The sequence below is a fragment of the Anaerotignum sp. MB30-C6 genome (assembly GCF_030908465.1).
Taxonomy (GTDB): domain Bacteria; phylum Bacillota; class Clostridia; order Lachnospirales; family Anaerotignaceae; genus Chakrabartyella.
This window is the reverse complement of sequence record NZ_CP133078.1, coordinates 1,840,170-1,859,707: the sequence shown is the minus strand read 5'-3', so window position 1 is coordinate 1,859,707 and position 19,538 is coordinate 1,840,170. Positions and strand designations below refer to the sequence as shown.

Here is a 19,538-nt window from a genome sequence, read left to right as displayed (position 1 = left end):
AATTTGATTATTAAAAGGAGGAAAGCTTTTATGTTTAAGAGTAATACATTTGAGATTGTGCCAAACCGGGAGGTTTGTGCGTAAATAATCTCCGCAAAGACCTCCCAAAAGGTATAAGAAAACTTTTAGGAGGATTTAACATTGAAATATTCAGATAGAAAACGAGGTTATTATCAGGATAACGCTTGTTATGAGAGTTTTGTTTGCAAGGTTTGCGGACACCTAATTGTTCCTGATGGAGCAGGAAGTCAGCACAGAAATCATTGTCCCTATTGTTTGGCCAGTTTACACGTGGATGATTTGCCAGGGGATCGTGCAGCAGATTGCGATGGTATTATGGAGCCGATTGGTGTATGGGTAAGAAAGAACGGTGAGTGGGCCATTATCCATAGATGCACCCGCTGTGGGCACCTTAGTTCCAACCGTGTAGCTGCGGATGACAACCCTATGAAACTGATGTCCATTGCGATAAAGCCTTTGGCACAGCCGCCGTTTCCCCTTGAATATATAGGGAAGACAGTAATGGCAGCTGCCGATCAGTCCTCTAAGGAGGTCAAAGGATGAAGCAGATTGATATGAGCCAATATGGCTTAAATGACAGGTTTATGTCGGAGGCTGCTGCCTTTAAAAACCTTTTTATTGGACGGATTGTTTCTCAGGAAAAGGGCGTATATCACGTAGTATGCGATAATGGCAAAATGATAGCGGAAATTTCAGGCAAACTTCGATATGAAGCAAAATCCCCTTCGGATTTTCCAGCTGTAGGCGATTTTGTTATGCTAGATAGAGACAATAGCACATGGGGTAACGCAATTATTCAAAATATATTGCATAGAAAAAGTGTTTTTGTGCGTAAGGCTGTAGGAAATTCAAAAGAGGAGCAAGTGGTTGCTACAAATATTGATAAAGTGTTCATTTGCATGTCTTTGAACAACGACTTTAATCTTCGTAGATTGGAGCGCTATTTGTCACTGGCTTGGGATAGTAATGCTTTGCCTGTAGTGGTGCTTACAAAAGCCGATTTATGCGATAATTTACAAAGACGACTATTTGCAGTTGACTCTGTTGCTCTAGGTGCAGATGTGCTTGTGACCACATCAATGGAGGAGGATGGCTACAAAGAAGTGTCTCAATACATTCAGCCTGGTCATACGGTTGCTGTCATTGGTTCTTCTGGTGTGGGGAAATCCACCCTCATTAATCACCTCATTGGTGAGGAAAAGCTTGCCACCAAAGAGATTTGCAAGGACGACAGGGGAAGGCATATGACAACCCGTCGAGAGTTATTTTTGCTGTCAGGGGGCGGAGTTATTATTGATACACCGGGTATGCGTGAAGTTGGTATGTGGGATATGTCAGAAGGGTTTGAGAATAGCTTTAGCGATGTAGAATCATTTTTTGGCAACTGCAAGTTCCACAATTGTACCCACACCTCAGAGCCAGGCTGTGGGATTTACGAGGCCATTGCGCAAGGACAGTTATCCCCAAAGCGTTGGCGATCCTATCAAAAGCTGAAAACGGAAGCCGCTTTTGCAGATAATAAAGATGACTACCTTAGCGAAAAGAAAAAAAGATTTAAAAATATTGCAAAAATCAACAAAGTAAATCGAAAACATTAAGGAAAGTCCAAAAAATAAGGTGGCGGACGCCTTTATGATAAAGGATTTCATATTTTATAATGTTATGATGGGGAAGTAACAGATTATCCCCGTCAAAAAATATTAACCTTCACGACATCATTATTGACTAATAATGATGTCGTTTGTCGTTCAAGCAAGAAGTATTCTACTACAAGATTTTTTATTTCCCAAGGGACTAAGGCCCGAATAGGGCAAAAAAAAAGATAGCAGTCCGGAAATCAGCTTCATGGGGACTGCTCAAATAAGATGTATGTGATTATAGTTCTCGAACATATTGAACAATGGGCAATATTGCCGATTTGTCTGTAAAGTCAACTGCTTTACCATAGGTAGATAAAAACTCCTTATCTTCATTACCCAAGGAATCATAATCTTTTTTGTTTATCCTTTTATACATGGAAGACATCATTGCTTTATGAATAATGCCCATTTTAGCGTAATTTATCGCACCACGTAAATGGAATAATTTTATCTTATTTTGCATTTGTGTTGTAAATACTTTGCTAAGATTTTCCTTAATGTCATCGGTATTTTCTTTACTCATAGGGTCCGCTAGGCCGCAAGTAAATACGATCAAATTTTTATTGCTAAGTTCAGGAAAATTCTTTGTTATGATGTCAATTCCGCTTACACCAACAGCATACAAGCCACCGCCATAGATAATGGTATCATATGTTTTCAAATCAGATACCTTTACGTTTTTACGCTCAAACAAATCACAGGATAATTCACCAGAAATCCACTCCGCATATTTCTTTGTTGCTCCATACTTAGATTGATATACAACCACTATCTTTTTCATAAGTTTACCTCCTTTTCACCTTGGTGTAAGGCATTTTCAATAGCTTTAAGTATTGTATTACTACTATATGTAGCCCCAGTAACAGCATCCACGTTCAACGTTTGACCTTGTATAACCCGATTAACAATGGTCTCCGCCTTTGAGCCCAACCCATTTTCATGTTCTAGGATTTTAATATTTGTTATTCTTCCATCTTCAACTTGAACCTCCACACCAGCTTTCACCAACTTATTATCGCATTCGCCAGTATAAACACCATCTTCAATAAGACTTACATCTATTGAATTTATTTGTTGAGTTTCAGGTTTGTTTACCAAAAAGCAGGCGGCAAAAAGGACACACACAAGGATAATTAGGGTTGCAATAAATGTTTTCTTATTCTTTTTCATAAGCATTCTACCCTTCCATTAAAAAAATCATTGTTGAGTATTCCACGAAGAATCATATCAGAGAATACAGAGACTAGATGGTCATAATCATCTAAGGCATATAACTGGTTTTCGATGGAACTTAGGGCGAAACCGAGTAATGATGTCAAAATGATAAGAGTTATGTTTTCGTCCAATTTTCGAAACATACCCTGGGCTTCACCTTTCTGTAGTAAGCTGGACATGAGTGCTTTGCCAGAATCGATCATATCTTCATCATTGTCTTCTTCAGTAAACAATACAGCGCCGCTTAAAAGGATAGCTTTTCCCATTTGGGGCTCTTTCACAATACATTGCAGATACGCATTTATGCACAGTATCAGAACCTTGTCAGCACTTAGACTGCTGTTTTCTGTAATGATTCTTTTGCATTCAGCAACGATTTTATTTTGTACACCCTCTACCATGTAAGATATGATAGCTGCTTTATCGGGGTAGTAATTGTAGATGGTAGTGGGAGAATATTCAATAATGTTCGCAATTTTTCGGATGGACATATTTTCATATCCATCTTTTATGATTAGGTCAACTGCGGCATCTGCAATCATTTGTTTCATATCTTCCCGTTCCTTATGCCTGCGTTCTTTATGACTCAAATATATTCACCTCAATATAATTAACACCGTTATTATTATTTACAGTGTTAATTATATTGCTGGGCATAGCACTTTGTCAAGGAATTTCCTTCATAAATTTAGTCTTTCGGTAATACCATTTTCGAAGCCACATAACGATACATTGTTCAACATTTTTATGCATTAACATTTGCAAATTTTTAACAAAAGGAACAGGGATAAATCTCCTCTGCTGATAAATAAAAATCTAAAATAAAAAATAAGAATCTAATTGCAACAGAACTAAAATTTGGATATACTCAAGATAAGTATGTATGATGTTTGGTACGGAATTTGGTTCAGATAGAAGAAAATTTTGAAGGCAAAGAAAAATAGATTTCATTCGTAATCGGTATAAAAGACAGGACAGTTAACTTAGTTTTCATGAATGGAAAGAAGGGAAAAAGAATGATCTTTAGAAAAGTTGACCTTGAGAACCGTGAAAAAGCATTACGCCTTGTTTTATCTGTTTTTATGCAGTACGAAGCACCTGAATATTCAGAGCAGGGAATAAAGACATTTACAGATTTCATTAACAGCAAAGAGTGTATAGACGGACTAGAACTCCATGGTGCATTTGATGGGGAGGAAATAGTGGGGGTGATTGCAACTAGGAATAATGGTAAGCACATCTCTTTGTTTTTTGTTGACGGAAGATATCATAGGCGTGGTATAGGTAGAAAACTGTTTGAAACGATAGTTAAAAAAATCTCTGGAGAAAAAATAACAGTTAATTCATCGCCCTATGCTGTTGAAGTTTATAAAAAATTAGGATTTGTTCCTGATAGCGATGAACAGCTTACAGACGGTTTGAGATACACTCCTATGACTTTTATAAAATAGAGATTACGGCTATTGTTGATGCCATTAAACTAATAGAAATGAAAGCTGGCAAAGTTTACATCATCCAATAGCAGGCTGGAAAAAATACCCTACAAAGTGTCATGGACTCTGTTTTGTTAGAGGTTCTATCCCATACATGGTGGAAAGTTGAAAGTGACTTATGGCATCATCCACGTAATATGTAGTACCCATATTTATGATTTTGATTGCTGGTATTATAAATACCATGCCTTGGCTAATTTATCTGCCATTTGTTTTACTAATTATAGAATGTACTCTTTTAATCCTAAAATGCAGAAGGTCGTAAAGAATTAGTTCAGGGAAGAGAAAGTAATGAAACAAATTAGAAAAGAGCAGAAGATGAAAGACTCATACTAAGTGGCATAAACCACTGTAAGTTACCAACGACTTAGGGGCATTGTGGATAAGGCAAGACGAGACAATAAGGTGTTGATAAATTGAGAAATTCTAAGTATCGTGAACTAGAAAAGTTATTGCTGATGAGGCAAAGACATTGTGGGAGAACCAATTGGCAACTAACACTTTTTAGTCACTTTTAGGCTAGTTACAACAATAGATAATAAGTAATATGTAGCGTCATTCAGCCTTTGGCTGAATGACGTCACTTTTTAATAGGAATACTCTATCTATGTCATGAGTTAAAACAGAAGACCCTGGAAATCATACCGTTCAACTTGTGAAAAAGAACCCTCACTCAATTGATGAGTAAACTCCTCTTAGGCAAGCTTTTGAACGGCTACATAAACATCAGATATTTTATACCAAGTTGGGAAATTCACTTCTCCCGTTTGCGGAAGCTTAAAAATTTGCTGAAAAACTTTTACGGATTCGGCTGTTGCCTCACCGTAGCTTCCATCTTCAATCACCTTAGGAATAAGAGGATAATTGTTAGAAATTGCATTCAATTGTTCCTGTATCATCCTCACGCTATCACCCGTTGATCCAATTACAAGGGGTGTACCAGGGAAAGATAAGGGTATTCCTTCTACTTTTTCTGCTTGCTTTAATAGAATATCGTCCCCGTAGTAATTTTTTAAAATTTGGAGGGCAGTATAGCCCTGGTCTGCCAAATCTTTTGAGCCCCATTGACTAAGCCAACCTTCCCGTACTACTCTTCTGCCATCACTATATTGTGTAAACAAGGGCTGTCTAATATCTGGTCTTGTAATATAAGTTGTAAAAATTTCATCTACTACGTCAGATACTTCCTGAAAAATATTTCTTCCAAAGGTGAATGCTTGATCAAATGCTGTAGAGTTTGTTATGGTAAAATTAAACCCTTTCCCTCGGTACCATTCCGTATAAACTCTATTTAGCGTAAATGAAAGCATTGCATGGATATTTGCTTTTAGTGATTCCCTTGGCCATGTAGCATAGATTTCGCTACTGGCAACATTTTTTATATAATCTTTAAAGCCAACGGTATAATTAGGAGCAGACGTATCCTCGGGGACACCGGCATGGACAACGATAATGCTTGGCACCACGGGTTGAGGAAGCACCACCTGATTGCTTGGAAAGGGGAGTTTTTTCACTTCTGCTTCTGGTATTTTGGGTGGAAAATCACCGAATAATACGGGGTAGGGAATATCGATATCTTCAAACTTTGGTGTTAAGGAAACTTCTTGTACTGCGGTGGTAGACGGATAAATTTGTACATTGGTGATACTAGCATCGTCGTAACCTGGCAAGGTTACCTTAACATTATATTGATTAAAGGGTCGTGGCATATCGCTTTCCATAGAATATTCAATGGGCGGAGCATTTAGGGGTACAGGTGGAATTTCCCCTAATGCATCAGTTTTTGTTTCCTCAATCACTGAATTACTATCAGGGTCTATAATACTTACTGTGGCTCCCTCAGCTGGTCTTCCTATATTTGTAAGGTAAGTGTTAATTCGAAATAATCCTGTTCCTCCTAAGTAATTTGAACGTAAGAAAATTCTACTGCCTGACATATTTAACCTCCTTAAAATTATTTATGATAAATAATAATTGATAATAGATTCCTTGATGATAGAAAAACTTCCAAACAAATCAAGTCTTCCATATCCCCATTTTGTATTAGGATATACCATATTTTCCTCTCTAGCACATCCACTTATTAAAAATGTTCGCACCAAATCACCATCCATTGAAGGCATATACCCACGAACGATGCCCCATTCAAGTATCAATGCCGCCGCACCAGCGGTAATGGCAGCGGATACGCTGGTACCCGTTTTTGTGCCATATCCAGTTGGATAAATCCCCTTAACATTAACTCCGGGAGCTACCAAATCCGGTGCAATGCGTGGCAACCTTGTTGGTCCCCAGGAAGAAGAAACATAAAGGCTATTATCGTTGCTATTGTATGCCCCACAAGTAATACTCCTTAGGGCAGTTGCAGGATAAACGATGGTGTATTCGGGTACAGGTTTTAATAACTCAACTAATTCACTGACCTGCCCTCGGATCGGAAGCCAAACGAAAAATTCTCCGCTTATTATAAAATCTCCAAAAAGGGTAATATCCCAGATGCCTTGTGTGGTATCACGAAAACCAATAAAAATAATATTATTTATGGTTTTAAAGTATTCAATCGAGATTGTTGTACGCTCAAAGAGTAAACTTTCTGAATATTTCAAACCTGATCGAAAAGGGATTCTTGCAATTACCTCTCCTGTAGGGGAAGTTATACTTACAGAAACCTTGTCGAACCCAGGGCCATAAATGGAGACGGTAAAGGAGGTGTCTTGTCGCCCTACATTTATGCTAAAGGTTTCTGTACTTCCTGTCCTCTGAATTTTCCCTTGGGTATGATGCCTTTGATTACTTTCATTACCAGCTGCAGCAACAAACACATATCCAGCCCTTTGGGATACGAAAGAAATATAATCTTCGAACAGGGTATTTCCATCATGCCCACTTGTATTAGAACCCATAGCGATACAGATAACCACTGGCATATTCAGTTCTTCCGCACGGTCTAATATATATTTAATGCCTAAAAGATAATCGGTGGACTCATAAAGGTTTGGATTCGCCATAGGTAGTAGAAACTTGTCGATATAATACTCTCTGGCACGACGCAGTTTCACAGACATGATATATGCCTTTGGAGCAGCTCCAATATACTCACCTCGTTCATTGCTGGCTGCAACGGATGCAAGAAACGTTCCATGGCCCTCGATATCTCTAGAGGGGACGATAGAGTATGGGTCTTGGGAATTCAATGCATTATTAATATCCTCTTGGGTATAAACGGAACCAAAGTATAGATAATCTGGCCTATTTCCTTCAATGGTTTGATCCCAAAGATAGAGGATTTTCGAGGTGCCATCTTCAAACTTAAAAGCCTCTTGGGTGTAATCAATGCCAGTATCAATAAAGCCGATGATTACACCCCTTCCCGAAAGATTTAAATAAGGCTGTGACAAAATCTGTGAAATACCGCTATCTTCATTGCTTTGACTGTCCAAAGGAGACATAATCTTAGGAAAGAACTCATTAAAGTCGTTTCCTAACTCTTCAAATAATTTGGGGATATTGTCTTTATTTGTATACGCAATCACCAACTCGTTTGCTAGTTCTGTCCCTAACTTTATGTACGGTTTATCTGCAATAAATTGCTTAAAGCGGTCTGTATTGATAACATTAAAATCAACAGTTGTGGGCAACTTAACAAATTCTTCCAACGGCAGGTCATTTTCATTTATATTCATATCTGTAGCCAAAAATAATCCGCTCCTAATCTATACTCTACTAAGTAGTTCATTGTGTTCTCCAAACAAAGTGTTCCATAGCCAAAAGATGAATTGGGATAGATAACGTCCGTTCTTCTTGTTGCACCTAACCTTAAAAATGCTCTAACTCGTTCCCCATAAAGAAAGGGGTCATTATTATTCACAATACCCCATTCCATCATTAAAGCCGCAGAACCCGTAACAAAGGGGGCGGCAACGCTGGTACCGGTAAACGTATCATAACCACCGCCGGTTTTTGTAGTTAATATATCTACTGCAGGTGCAGCAAGATCAGGAATAATTTGGTCGGACATTAGGCCGCCTCTTCCAGAAAATACCGCTATGTTTCCTACACGATCATTATAACCTGCAACCCTTATTACCTTGGCAGCTGTGCTTGGTATGGTTAAAGTGTTATAAATTGAGGGTTCTGTGAAAAAGGTTTGATCGGTCACTTCTTCAAGAGTAGGGAGCCAAATATCAAAGTGGCCATCTACAATTGTTTGGGATATCAGCCTTAATTTGGTAATCCCAGCCTTTAGTGGGGCATTGATAGAATTTACAACCACAAAAATTTCTTGTGCCCCAGAATAGTGGGTTGGCTGGCCATAAAAAACATTTACAACTGCATTAGGCCTACGAACTGTTTTTGTCTGGTTTTCGATACCGATGACACCGGTGGAACTTCCGTCTGCAAAAATCAACTCGACGTCAAAGCTGTCTGCAAAGTTTTTCCAAAGGGATAAGTAATAACTATCTATGCCTGGTGCTGTGAAAAATTCAATCTCTTTCACTTGGTTGGTATCTATTTTACCACTATAATGATGCCCAGCGGCACCTTCGTTGCCGGTGGGTACGGCAATTGATGTTTTCCACTCCGCAGAAATTTCGGAAATAAAAGTCTCAAATAGGGAGTCTCCTTTATGAGAGCCGTTGTTCATGCCAAAACTCATGTTAATACAAATGGGCTTTAAAAACTTCTTTGCTTGATCAATGACATATTTTAAAGCTCTCATTAGCTCCGTGGATCTTGCAAATGACTCATACCCCTTATAACCAACTTTTACTGCAATGATATCCGCCTGAGGGGCAACCCCTAAGTTTACCCCATCGCTTGACCTTCCGTTTCCAGCAGCAATGCCTGCAACAGCCGTTCCATGCCCATTGGTATCCATGCTTGGAACAACTTGATAGGGGTTGGGACTTTCAATAGCATTGTTGATTTGCTCATTATTATATTCAGCACCACTATAAAACCCAGAGGGGGGCGTGCCCGTTAGTGTTTGATCCCAAATAAAGAGAATTCTGCTGGTTCCGTCGTTATTTTGGAAATCTGGATGCATATAATCTATACCTGAGTCGATGATTGCTACGATTACATCTTTACCACTTAAATTAAATCCTGTACTTCTTTGCACAGAAGTAATACAGGATGAAGTAAGGTTATGTGGACCTTTAACGTATAGATTTTTTGGCAGTTCCAAATGCTCAATTTCAGTGTATGAGTTTAATCTGCCAAGTTTGGATTTATCTATGGTTATGATTGCATAGTTTTCATAGATAACTTCCGCTTCGGCATCTAGCTCTCTTGCAATCTTCATAATATCTCCATTAAATTTGGCAATAACCTCTATTTCATTTATGCATGGGTCTATCATGTCAAAGAGACTAACCTTTTCTGACATTTCCTTGGCAAATAAATCGTACTGAAGAGAATTAGCGATATGGTTGCTTTTTTTAGGCATAGATTTCACCCCATTTTACGTGATAAATCAGTGTTGATAGTCCTTTGGGAATCTATTCGTAGGGCATGAATGATAGCCATATCACCACCCAATCATATTCATACATTATATGACATAAACCTTAGAAAATGCCTGTTGTTACAACAGCAAAACAAAACTTCTGAATTTTCTTTTCTCAAAAATACTGAGCATATTTTCTAACTAAATCGGGCGAAAAACCTTCACAGGAGGTGACCTGTGAATACATTCAGTGGTGTGTTAAAGCAAGTCTAAAAGGAATGTACTTGCAAAAGTATATGTGAAACGTTGTTAGGATGGAAAGAAGGGCGACAAAGACTTTCAGAAAAGTAATCGGTAATTAAAGGTCAAGCTTCCTAATAACCTTGCACCAATGTTTCGTTTCTTTGTGTAACAAAAACTAAGTTTCACGTACCCTGGGAATTGTTTGAAATAACTTGAAAAAAAAACAAGAAAACCTATTGACTCTCACACTGTGGTATACTTTAAAATAACGATGAGCTCAAAAATACATATATGTGAGGTTCTAAACATGTTAAAAATAGGTGATTTTTCTAAACTATCCAGGATTAGTATTCGGATGCTGCGCTACTACGATGAGCGTGGCCTGTTGATGCCGAACACCATAGATGATTTCACTGGTTACCGTTATTATACGGAAGACCAGCTGCAAATAGCCAGTCGGATTGTGGCTTTAAAGGATATGGGGTTTGCCCTCTCTGTTATTGCAGAAATCCTCAAAAGCTATGACAACCCACAATCGCTGGCAAAATTTTTAGCGGTGAAACAAGCAGAGGTGCAGGCAGAAGTGGAAGAAACCAGCCGCCGTTTACGACTCCTGGAAACAGCTATCAAACGGCTAAGAAAGGATGATACTGCCATGAATTATAATGTAAATTTAAAGACTTTGCCCCAGCGTTATGTTGCCAGTGTACGCAAGGTTCTTCCAGCTTATGATCAGGAAAGCCTCCTGTGGAACATCATGATGACTGAAACCGCTCCCCTTAAAATGCAATTTGCTGAAAACAGCTATAGCATGGCCATTTTCCATGATGAAGGTCATAAGGAGAGGGATTTGGATGTGGAAATTCAAGGAAGTGTAAAAGGCAATTATGAAAACACAGAAAATGTCGTATTTAAAACAGTTCCTGCCATTGAAATCGCATCGGCCACCTACAACGGCAGCTATGATCAAATTACAGCTGTGAACCAGGCTGTGGCCAACTGGATGCGAGATAATGGCTACCAGATTAACGGTGCTATGTTCTGCATCTACCATGTCAGCCCAGCTCAAGCACAGAATCCAGATGAGTTTGTTACTGAAGTCTGCTATCCTGTCAAAAAGAAATAATCGTAATCTACAAAAAACCGCTTGCGATGGTAGGCGGTTTTTTACTGTCTAAAAATTGAGACGTAAAAAATGTTCCTTTGTTATGGAAGACTACCAAAAGTTATATTACTTTCTTTGTTATACCACTTTTTACACCCAGTCCAATCAGTATTAATCCTACAACCATGTTTAGTGAATTTAAAACGGAAACACCTAAAAATCTGTTTAGAAAGCAACCTAAAATGGATATAGTAGTCAAAAAAATTACGGTAGAAAGAACAGCACCTATTCCAAAGAAGTATTGTTCTCTTTTTTCCATGTTTTCCTCTGCGACTTTAGCGGAAAAGACACCAGCCCAAAATATGATTGTAAGGGGGTTTGAAAGGGCAAGGGCAAGAGTTTTAAAAAACACTGTCTCCATATTTTGCTTTGATAAGTAATTGATACTGGGAACCAATGAAATTTCAAAACTATCTAGGGCTATGCTTAGCCCGAAAACAACTAGAACTGCGGAGCCAAAGTACTTTAAAATAATTTTTGACCTATCATACTTGTTTATGAAAGCCCCGATTCCCATTATTGCGCCCAGTATATATAAACTGTCTATTATAGTGATTCCTATGACCCCCAAAAGAGCTGGAAAAAGCCCGGATGTAACGGCGGTTTGAAAAATAAAAAGACAGACAGGACCCACGGCGATTTGAAGTAACATTCCAAACCTGAAGCCTTTTAATAACATAGTATCCCCCCTAGCGGTTGATCTCTTCTTTTAAAGTGGAAAGGGTGATGGTGTTTGATTTTTGAACGTAGGTTATCTTTTTTAATTTATTGCTTTTCTATTCAGCGCTATCCTTTAGAAGTACTTTTAGTATATAGTCATAGTTACCGACTATGTGGTGATATTCAAGTCATACCTGCTATTTCGGAAAGATTGAGAAAGCTAGAAGATTCGAGCGTAATCGAACCGTGAAAAAACGGGGTATAAACTCCTTGCTAATATTCTTGTCACTATCGATGACACTGAAAACATAAGACATTTCCCAGGTGAAATGATAGGAAGTTCTGAGTACTATAGAAACACTAAAGGCAAACGGAAGATCTACAGCATCCGACATAAGCAAAAAGTTAATTTATTCTGATGTTGTCACTATATTGTCAATTCCTCGCCTCCAATTATATTTAAGTAAATTCTATAAAATTCGCTATAATTTGTAAATAGGTTTATAAAACTCCATAAGTATTTAGCTATATTTATAAAAAAACTTATATTTTATGTTGCATAATTCAAAAAAACTTATATCTGGAGAGGAATCAAGGGGCTGGAGCTTATGATATGGCATGCTGTTAGTGGAAAACTATAATGGATATTGGTGATTAGGGGAGACGTGAATTTGCTATGATGAAATTATGGGTATTGGGAGAGGGAATGGGTGTGGTTTTTAAAAGTGGTGTAAGAAAAGAGAATATAATGAGAAACTTGAAGAAATTAGGATCGTAATATGATTAAGCACGATATCAAAATGGCCCTTACCAAACCATTTTAGATATCGTGCAAGTAACAGTATTTCAAATTGCTCTATGAATTTTACAAAAATCGTCACTTGTTGGAAAATCATTAATTAGAACCATATTTTTATGTTTAAAGGGAAGATTTGGAATAGTGGTTATGATGATATCATAATGGTCAGGGATTTTAGACATCAAAACTTCTGGAAAAGGAGCGGTATCAACACAAAAATTTAACACCTTTGAAAAAAAGAAGTTTGATAGTGTTTTGGCTAAAAATTGTGTATGAAGCCGACCAAAATCATCTATAAGCAAAGCTCTCCTTGGACTAGTAGTAAGGGCCGCTTCAGGGCATGCCAAACATGTCCAAAACAAAACATCAGAAACAGCAGGGGATATGTCTGCTTTTATATTCTGTGAAGTTATTTTTAAATTCTCTTCGGCAGCCTGATATAAAAGAGGATTCGTTTGCTTTAGAGAGAGTGCAAAGTAATGAATACGGTTAAATAATTCAGATGTTTTAAAAGGACGTAGTTTTACTTTAAAATAAAAGGATTTTAAAATATAATGCATTGTGCACAGTGTATTCTCATCAGGAGATACGGATACTGTTGAAAAAAAACGATTCAAATACTCTGTTATTTCCTTTGATACCAACTCTCTTTCTTCGCTAGATGTCCATCCATTATGCTCTTTATAAAAATACTCATGAATGGGGCGTAGATTATTCACGTTCGTATTGGGAAAGTGCTTTACAATATATCCTATGTATTGTTCGCTAATTTCATTTTCTACTGGATGAGTAGAACTCACGGAGTAACCTTGCTGTTCACGCACCATAGACACAATATAGAACATCATTTTGTAGACTATGCTGATATCATCTTTGGAAATCCAATCCAACTCCGCTGGATTAATGTGTTTTTCCAACATAGCAAGGATTAAACCTCTTAAAATTTCCAAATCAAGATTAAAATCATAATTCCCAAGGTCTAATCCATATAATTCCAATAAAAAGCTGGCACTAAAATCCCTTAGGTACTGCTCATCCTCACCAAGAAATTCATACCTATTGTTTTTATATTGAATTTCCATACCTTTTAAAGATAGATAACGATTGATTTTTGGTATAAGCCGAATTAACGTGGATCGACTTACAAAAAGTTTACTTTCATAGAATTCTATCGGATTGTCGGGATAAAACAAAAGCTCTTTAATCCAGCGTAGGGCAACGGAACTATTGAAAATATCAGTAAATACTACACCAATACTGGCGATATTTTGGTTTCGCAATTTAACCCCATTTTTTTTAGAAACTTCAATATTTAAATTATCTTTCCATACATCTTTGAGCACTGCTATGTCGTTGGCAATGGTACGTTCGCTGGCTTCAACAAAAAAAGATAACTCTGCGAAAGTAATCCATTTCTCGTGTTCTAATAGAATTTCTAATATTTTAATGATTCTTTGGGAAGAAGCATCTAACATTTCACGCATTTCAATCACCTCTAAGCAAAATAGTATAACAATACCCTATTGTAGCATTAAAAATTGATTAAGACAACTAAGTCACCTCGCAATACTTGCGTATTGATATGAAAAATAGAAACAGAATTCCCTTAAGTTATTTGTTAAAATATGTAGATAGTGTGTGTAGAACAGAGGAGCTGCCGCTTCCCTGTTCTTTCTTTACTAAGAATCTGTTAATTGGGATAATAAAAAAGAAAAAACTTCAAGTCCAACAAAATAGCGATACTGATGTATTTACATTGTGTTTCCTACTTTAGAGGGGAAATACAAAGCAGATAACAAGGTTGCTAATGACATTATTTGCGCAAAAAAAGAAAGCTCATTTTTGCTTCCCAAAAAGGACTTGAGTGATTCATTGTATGACTTGACAGAGGTTTCTTTTAGAAGCCTTAGAATGAAACACGAATATGAAATTTTTTCTTTTTTTAGAGAAGGGCTTTGAATAACTCCTTATTCTAAATTCTAATTAACAGATTTCTTTATTATTTAAGGAGGGTATGATATGAAGAAAAAAATGCAGTTGCTAATGAGTTGGCTGTTATTTCTGGTAATGACGCTCAATTTGCTTTCTCCCCCCAGGGAGGTGTATGCTGCACTCAACGTAGAACCATTGACTGATTTTACATCCCAAGTGCGCCAAAGCGGGGTTGAAATTCAAGAAGGGGGTACATTGAAAAACGACGAATCCATTTCAGTTGAGATTTCCTTTGGGGTACCGGTTCTAGGGGATGAACCCGAGCCAGCCAACCCCGTTCAAAAAGGGGATAGTATAAGTATTGAGCTGAGTGAATCTTTCAAGTTGATTTCCAGCCACAATATCCCTTTAAAAATGGGGGACATTTTGGTTGGGCATGTGAATTTCACCACGGATCCTTCCACCCAAATGGTGGTAGCCAATGTTATCTTTGATGGAGATGATGAAGTTTTTGATGGAACATCTAATACAGTAAAATGTAGATTCGAAGCTAGCTTTGAATATGATGGCAGTGGCCAGGCGGGGGAGGAAGGAGATCACGTTGTTTCAATGCTTGAAAAAACGTTTACCGTTCATATTCCACCCGCTGAGATTTTTTATGAAGTAACAAAGTCAGGAAATCTTGACTTACAAAGTAAAACCATCCAATGGACCGTTGACTTGTCAGCTAAACAAGGTGGGGCGGATATTAGTTTAGAGGGCTACCAATTCTTTGATGACCTGAGCACAGTTGGGGAATACATACCCAACTCATTTACAGTGGATGGTGTCTCGGATACACCAATCATAGAAGGGGACTCCATACGATACAGTTTCCCGGGAAATGCTCAAAGCCCTCAAACAATAACTTTTGAGACTGCAATCCCTGATAACCTCTATTATTCTTCTGATTCGCAAAGCATAGTGAATCGGGCACAACTTCAGGATAGCATGAATACTGTCCTTGCGGAAGATGAGTATCCAGTTTCTTTTACTCCTCAATGGATAGAAAAAGAAGGAGCCCCCAGCGACTCTGGAAGCTCAGGGGTTTATGATCCAAAGAATCGTACAATCACTTGGACCATTACTGCCAATCATATGGAGGCTACATTAAACAATGTGGTAATCACAGATGTACTGCCAAATGGATTGACGTTCCAATCTGCGAACTTGAAAACTTGGGATGGCACAGGATGGCAAGATTGGACAGCGATTAGTCCTAATGAAGCTGGAGAGTATGAACTTGGAACGATTGATTCAAAAATACTTCTAACCATTGTAACTAGTGTTCCTGATGATGACTATACAACGGGCACAAAATCCTTCAAGAATTCTGCCAAAATTCGCTGGGATGGTTCCCCTGGTGAGATAGCAACAGATCCTATTGAGGTTGGAATTGGCTACAATGCCATTGGAAAGTCAGGGGTTACTAACACATCAACCCGTAGCGTAAAATGGACTGTTACCGTTGATACTAGAACACAGGCTATTCCAGACTTAAAGGTGTATGATCTTCTGGTTTATGGGGATAGAACAAGTGGCTTCCATTACTCCCAGACCACAGGGCTTCCTGCAGGCATTGAAAATGAACTTTATCCTCAATTCGATCAAAAATATATCGATGGTTCTTTCAGTGGTACAGGATTAAATATAACAGTTCATCCCGTTATTCAAGATGGGAAGGTAGTAGCTGATCTATTGGAAATTACCGGGTTTAAAAACGATAGTTTGAACACTTTTACATTTGATACTATGGTTGTAAACCCAGATGTTTTTGCAGGAAATAAAACATCAGATGTTTGGAATGTTGCCAGCCTTTACAGTGCAAATACTAAGCTAAACGAAGCTACTGATCGAGTTGATTACACAAGTAAATTACTATCCAAAGAAATGTTAGACAGCAGTGCGACTTCTAATCCCGCCGCTGGTGTAAACAGCGCTATCACCAAGAATGCTAATGAAGGATTCAATTATGTGGATAAGTCGGTTATTTTCCGTTTGAGCATTAATGCTGATGGTTTCGATTTGACTAATATGACAAATGCTTTAGGCCAAAGTTTAGGGGCAGCCACTGTAACAGATACCTTGCCTGAAGGCTGGGAATTTGAGGAGATTATCCCAGGTTCTAACTTCCTAATTTTCGAGGGAACGAGTGGTTCTAGTAGAACGGTCCAAGGGGTTGATTCCATTGCAGATACAGTGGTAGGCTTGAATGCTAGTATTAGTGGAAGAGAAGCTACCTTTACCTTTGATACACTGGACAAGCCTTATGTGATACTACTTAAGGCGAAACCTACTAGCGAAACTGTGTCTGAATATTTTAACGCAAACAAAACCACAACTGTGCGGAATAATTTGAAATTAAGCACCGCAAATTGGACACCAGGCGTGTCAAGTTATCAAGATGTGACGATTCGTAGCAAGCTGTTAGAAAAAACGTTAGATAAACCACATGCTGGTGAATTACTTTGGACAGTGGATTATAAGGCATATGACCTTCCTCAGGGTTGCACCAAGCTGAATGATACCCTTCCAGCAGGTATTGATCTTCGGTTGGATTCCAAAGGCGAACTAATTCTATCGGACAACAATATTTCTATTCACGAATTGACATTAAAGGCAGATGGAAGCTATGTACTGGGTAATGAGGTAGCCTTAGTCAATAATGGAAATGTTTTGTATGATAATGCATCAAGAGTTTTGACTTTCCGCATTCCAGATAGTACGAAGTCATATCGTTTTAGCTATATTACAGATATTACTGGAGACCCGGGAACCATATCCAATACAGTGTCTTTACATAGTGGAGATGGTAAGCAGGAACAGACCGGCCACCCTTATGTGATTACAACTGCAGATGGCGAAGCTACGCTGCAAAGGAATGGCTGGATTATTATTACAAAAGAAGATGGCAGTGGGGCAACCCTTTCAGGTGCTGAATTTACATTATTTGCATCAGATGGAAAAACGGTAATTCGAAAAGGCATTACTGGTAGCAATGGTACCCTCAGGTTTAGAGTAATTCCTGATGGAAACTATATTCTTAAGGAAACAATGGCTCCACTGGGTTACACCAAAGATAATAAGACCCATACACTTTCTGTTACTACCACGGGCTCCACAGTCGTTTCCTCTATTAATGGAAAGACAGGAAAAGGTTCTAATGCCATTACAGTACAAAATTATTTGGCGGGCATTGCCGGTGATTTGACGATAACGAAAACCGTGGCCGGAAATGCCGCTGATAAAACCAAAAAGTTTGACTTTACCGTAACCTTTGTTGGTGCCAACGGCACATATAACTACATCGGCAGCGGTGTGCCTGACGGGACAATAAAAAGTGGAGACACAGTATCCCTTGCCCACGGTGAGAGTATTACGATTATGAAATTGCCTAAGGATATTTCTTATACTGTAAGGGAAGCTGATTACTCTAATGAAGACTATTCTACTACCACTACGGGAGATAAAGGCACAATTTTGGCTGACACCGTACAGACTGCATCTTTTGTAAATACAAAAAGTGCGGGTTCCTTGACCATTGTGAAATCAGTGACTGGAAATGCTGCTGATAAAACCAAAAAGTTTGACTTTACCGTAACTTTTGTTGGTGCCAACGGAACATATGACTATATCGGTAGTGGTGTACCCAATGGAACAATAAAAAGTGGAGATAGGATATCCCTTGCCCACGGTGAGAGTATTACGATTATGAAATTACCTAAGGGTATTTCTTATACCGTTAGTGAGGCTGATTACTCTAGTGAAGACTATTCTACTACCAGCACAGGAGAAAAAGGTACTATTTTGGCTGACTCCCCACAGACTGCATCTTTTGTGAATGGGAAAAATAAAAAACCTACAGGTGGTGGTTCGGGTGGTGGCTCCACTGGAGAGCTTACAATCAGCAAAACTGTAGTAGGTGCTGGGAAAGATATGGACAAAAAATTTAAATTTAATGTTACGTTTAAAGGATCTTCAGACTCTTATCAGTACACAGGAAATGGTGTATCCGGTGGTACAATTCAGAGCGGTGACACAATTTCTCTTGCCCACGGTGAGAGTATCACAATTACTGGTTTACCAGAAAACTTAGAATACCAAGTAAAAGAGATTATGGACTCCGCTCAAGGATATTCCGTTGAAAGTACGGGGGAAAGTGGTACGATTTCCTCTAAAAAAGATCGAACCGCTGCCTTTACAAATACTAAGATAGCGGAATCTACAGGCAGTTTAAGGATCAAAAAGAAGGTTACTGGTGAAGGTGGAGACTTATCACAAAAATTTGATTTCCGAGTTACTTTTGATGGTGCATCAGAAGCATACCCTTATACTGGCGATAGGAATGGTACACTGAGAAGTGGAGATATGATTTCCCTTGCTCATGGTGAGAGTATCACGATAACAGGATTACCCGAAGGCACCAAATATTCTGTAACAGAGGCAGACTATACAGAACAGGGATATTATCCTTCAGCAACTGGAGCCAAGGGCACTGTTTCCGTAAATCGTGTGCAGGAGGCATCCTTTAACAATAGATGGAGCGAAACACCTATAGAGTCAGAGATACCAATGGAACCTGAGATACCTAAGGGCCCTGAAGTGCCAACAGATCCAAATAAACCAACGGATCCTAAAGCACCGGCAGAAGGGGAAACATTGGAAAACATTGGAGATGGTGGTGTTCCCACTGGTTTTATGGAAGACGATGGAAGAAAGGATATGCCAAAGACAGGTGATAATCAAGTGGGTAACTTTGGGAGACAAGGCTTAGTTCTTTTCTCACTTGCTCTTGCGGCTATTTCTACTTCTTATTACGTGATACGCAAAAAACAATCTTAACTTTAAATTCATGAGGTGAGCCGGCAGGGACGAACAACTC

At 38.5% G+C, this 19,538-nt stretch carries 13 protein-coding genes; 5 read left to right on the top strand and 8 right to left on the bottom strand.

Annotation, left to right across the window (positions count from 1 at the left end; all coding sequences use genetic code 11):
• Positions 1–141: 141 nt before the first annotated feature.
• Together RBQ60_RS09200 and rsgA are read left to right on the top strand one after the other, a co-directional pair.
• Complete coding sequence (locus RBQ60_RS09200; RefSeq protein ID WP_307883393.1) at positions 142–564, top strand: RNHCP domain-containing protein; 423 nt, start codon at positions 142–144, stop codon at positions 562–564.
• Complete coding sequence (rsgA, locus tag RBQ60_RS09195) at positions 561–1,619, top strand: ribosome small subunit-dependent GTPase A (RefSeq protein WP_307883392.1); 1,059 nt, start codon at positions 561–563, stop codon at positions 1,617–1,619. Before RBQ60_RS09200 ends, rsgA begins: the two co-directional genes overlap by 4 nt.
• Positions 1,620–1,896: 277 nt before the next feature.
• Here rsgA and RBQ60_RS09190 read toward each other — a convergent pair whose 3' ends face one another.
• From RBQ60_RS09190 to RBQ60_RS09180, 3 genes are read right to left on the bottom strand one after another with little or no spacing between them, the layout of a single operon-like run.
• Entirely contained in the window at positions 1,897–2,442 is a 546-nt protein-coding gene (locus RBQ60_RS09190; protein ID WP_307883391.1) for a flavodoxin domain-containing protein, read from the bottom strand.
• Complete coding sequence (locus RBQ60_RS09185) at positions 2,439–2,831, bottom strand: FMN-binding protein (RefSeq protein WP_307883390.1); 393 nt, start codon at positions 2,829–2,831, stop codon at positions 2,439–2,441. The genes RBQ60_RS09190 and RBQ60_RS09185 overlap by 4 nt, the downstream gene beginning before the upstream one ends.
• Complete coding sequence (locus tag RBQ60_RS09180) at positions 2,828–3,466, bottom strand: TetR/AcrR family transcriptional regulator (RefSeq protein WP_307883389.1); 639 nt, start codon at positions 3,464–3,466, stop codon at positions 2,828–2,830. Before RBQ60_RS09180 ends, RBQ60_RS09185 begins: the two co-directional genes overlap by 4 nt.
• Before the next feature lie 426 nt (positions 3,467–3,892).
• On the opposite strand from RBQ60_RS09180, the gene RBQ60_RS09175 reads away from it, so the two are divergent.
• The gene (locus RBQ60_RS09175; RefSeq protein ID WP_307883388.1) at positions 3,893–4,327 is read left to right on the top strand and encodes a GNAT family N-acetyltransferase; all 435 of its coding nucleotides are present in this window, start codon (positions 3,893–3,895) and stop codon (positions 4,325–4,327) included.
• Positions 4,328–5,064: 737 nt separating this feature from the next.
• On the opposite strand, the gene RBQ60_RS09170 is transcribed toward RBQ60_RS09175, so the two are convergent.
• From RBQ60_RS09170 to RBQ60_RS09160, 3 genes are read right to left on the bottom strand one after another with little or no spacing between them, the layout of a single operon-like run.
• Positions 5,065–6,306 carry a peptidoglycan-binding protein gene (locus tag RBQ60_RS09170; RefSeq protein ID WP_307883387.1) on the bottom strand — a complete coding sequence of 414 codons (1,242 nt, stop codon included), beginning with the start codon at positions 6,304–6,306 and terminating at the stop codon, positions 5,065–5,067.
• A gap of 21 nt (positions 6,307–6,327) precedes the next feature.
• Positions 6,328–8,064, bottom strand: coding sequence for a S8 family peptidase (locus RBQ60_RS09165; RefSeq protein WP_307883386.1), 1,737 nt, complete (start codon positions 8,062–8,064; stop codon positions 6,328–6,330).
• Positions 8,049–9,818, bottom strand: a complete 1,770-nt coding sequence (locus RBQ60_RS09160) for a S8 family peptidase (protein WP_307883385.1) — start codon at positions 9,816–9,818, stop codon at positions 8,049–8,051. Before RBQ60_RS09160 ends, RBQ60_RS09165 begins: the two co-directional genes overlap by 16 nt.
• 550 nt (positions 9,819–10,368) lie before the next feature.
• On the opposite strand from RBQ60_RS09160, the gene RBQ60_RS09155 reads away from it, so the two are divergent.
• On the top strand, positions 10,369–11,187 hold the full coding sequence (locus RBQ60_RS09155) for a MerR family transcriptional regulator (protein WP_307883384.1): 819 nt from the start codon (positions 10,369–10,371) through the stop codon (positions 11,185–11,187).
• 100 nt (positions 11,188–11,287) lie between these two features.
• Here RBQ60_RS09155 and RBQ60_RS09150 read toward each other — a convergent pair whose 3' ends face one another.
• Both RBQ60_RS09150 and RBQ60_RS09145 read right to left on the bottom strand, forming a co-directional pair.
• On the bottom strand, positions 11,288–11,905 hold the full coding sequence (locus RBQ60_RS09150; RefSeq protein ID WP_307883383.1) for a LysE family transporter: 618 nt from the start codon (positions 11,903–11,905) through the stop codon (positions 11,288–11,290).
• 827 nt (positions 11,906–12,732) lie between these two features.
• Positions 12,733–14,169, bottom strand: coding sequence for a helix-turn-helix domain-containing protein (locus tag RBQ60_RS09145; protein ID WP_307883382.1), 1,437 nt, complete (start codon positions 14,167–14,169; stop codon positions 12,733–12,735).
• 535 nt (positions 14,170–14,704) lie between these two features.
• On the opposite strand from RBQ60_RS09145, the gene RBQ60_RS09140 reads away from it, so the two are divergent.
• The gene (locus RBQ60_RS09140; RefSeq protein ID WP_307883381.1) at positions 14,705–19,498 is read left to right on the top strand and encodes a DUF7601 domain-containing protein; all 4,794 of its coding nucleotides are present in this window, start codon (positions 14,705–14,707) and stop codon (positions 19,496–19,498) included.
• Positions 19,499–19,538: the final 40 nt, after the last annotated feature.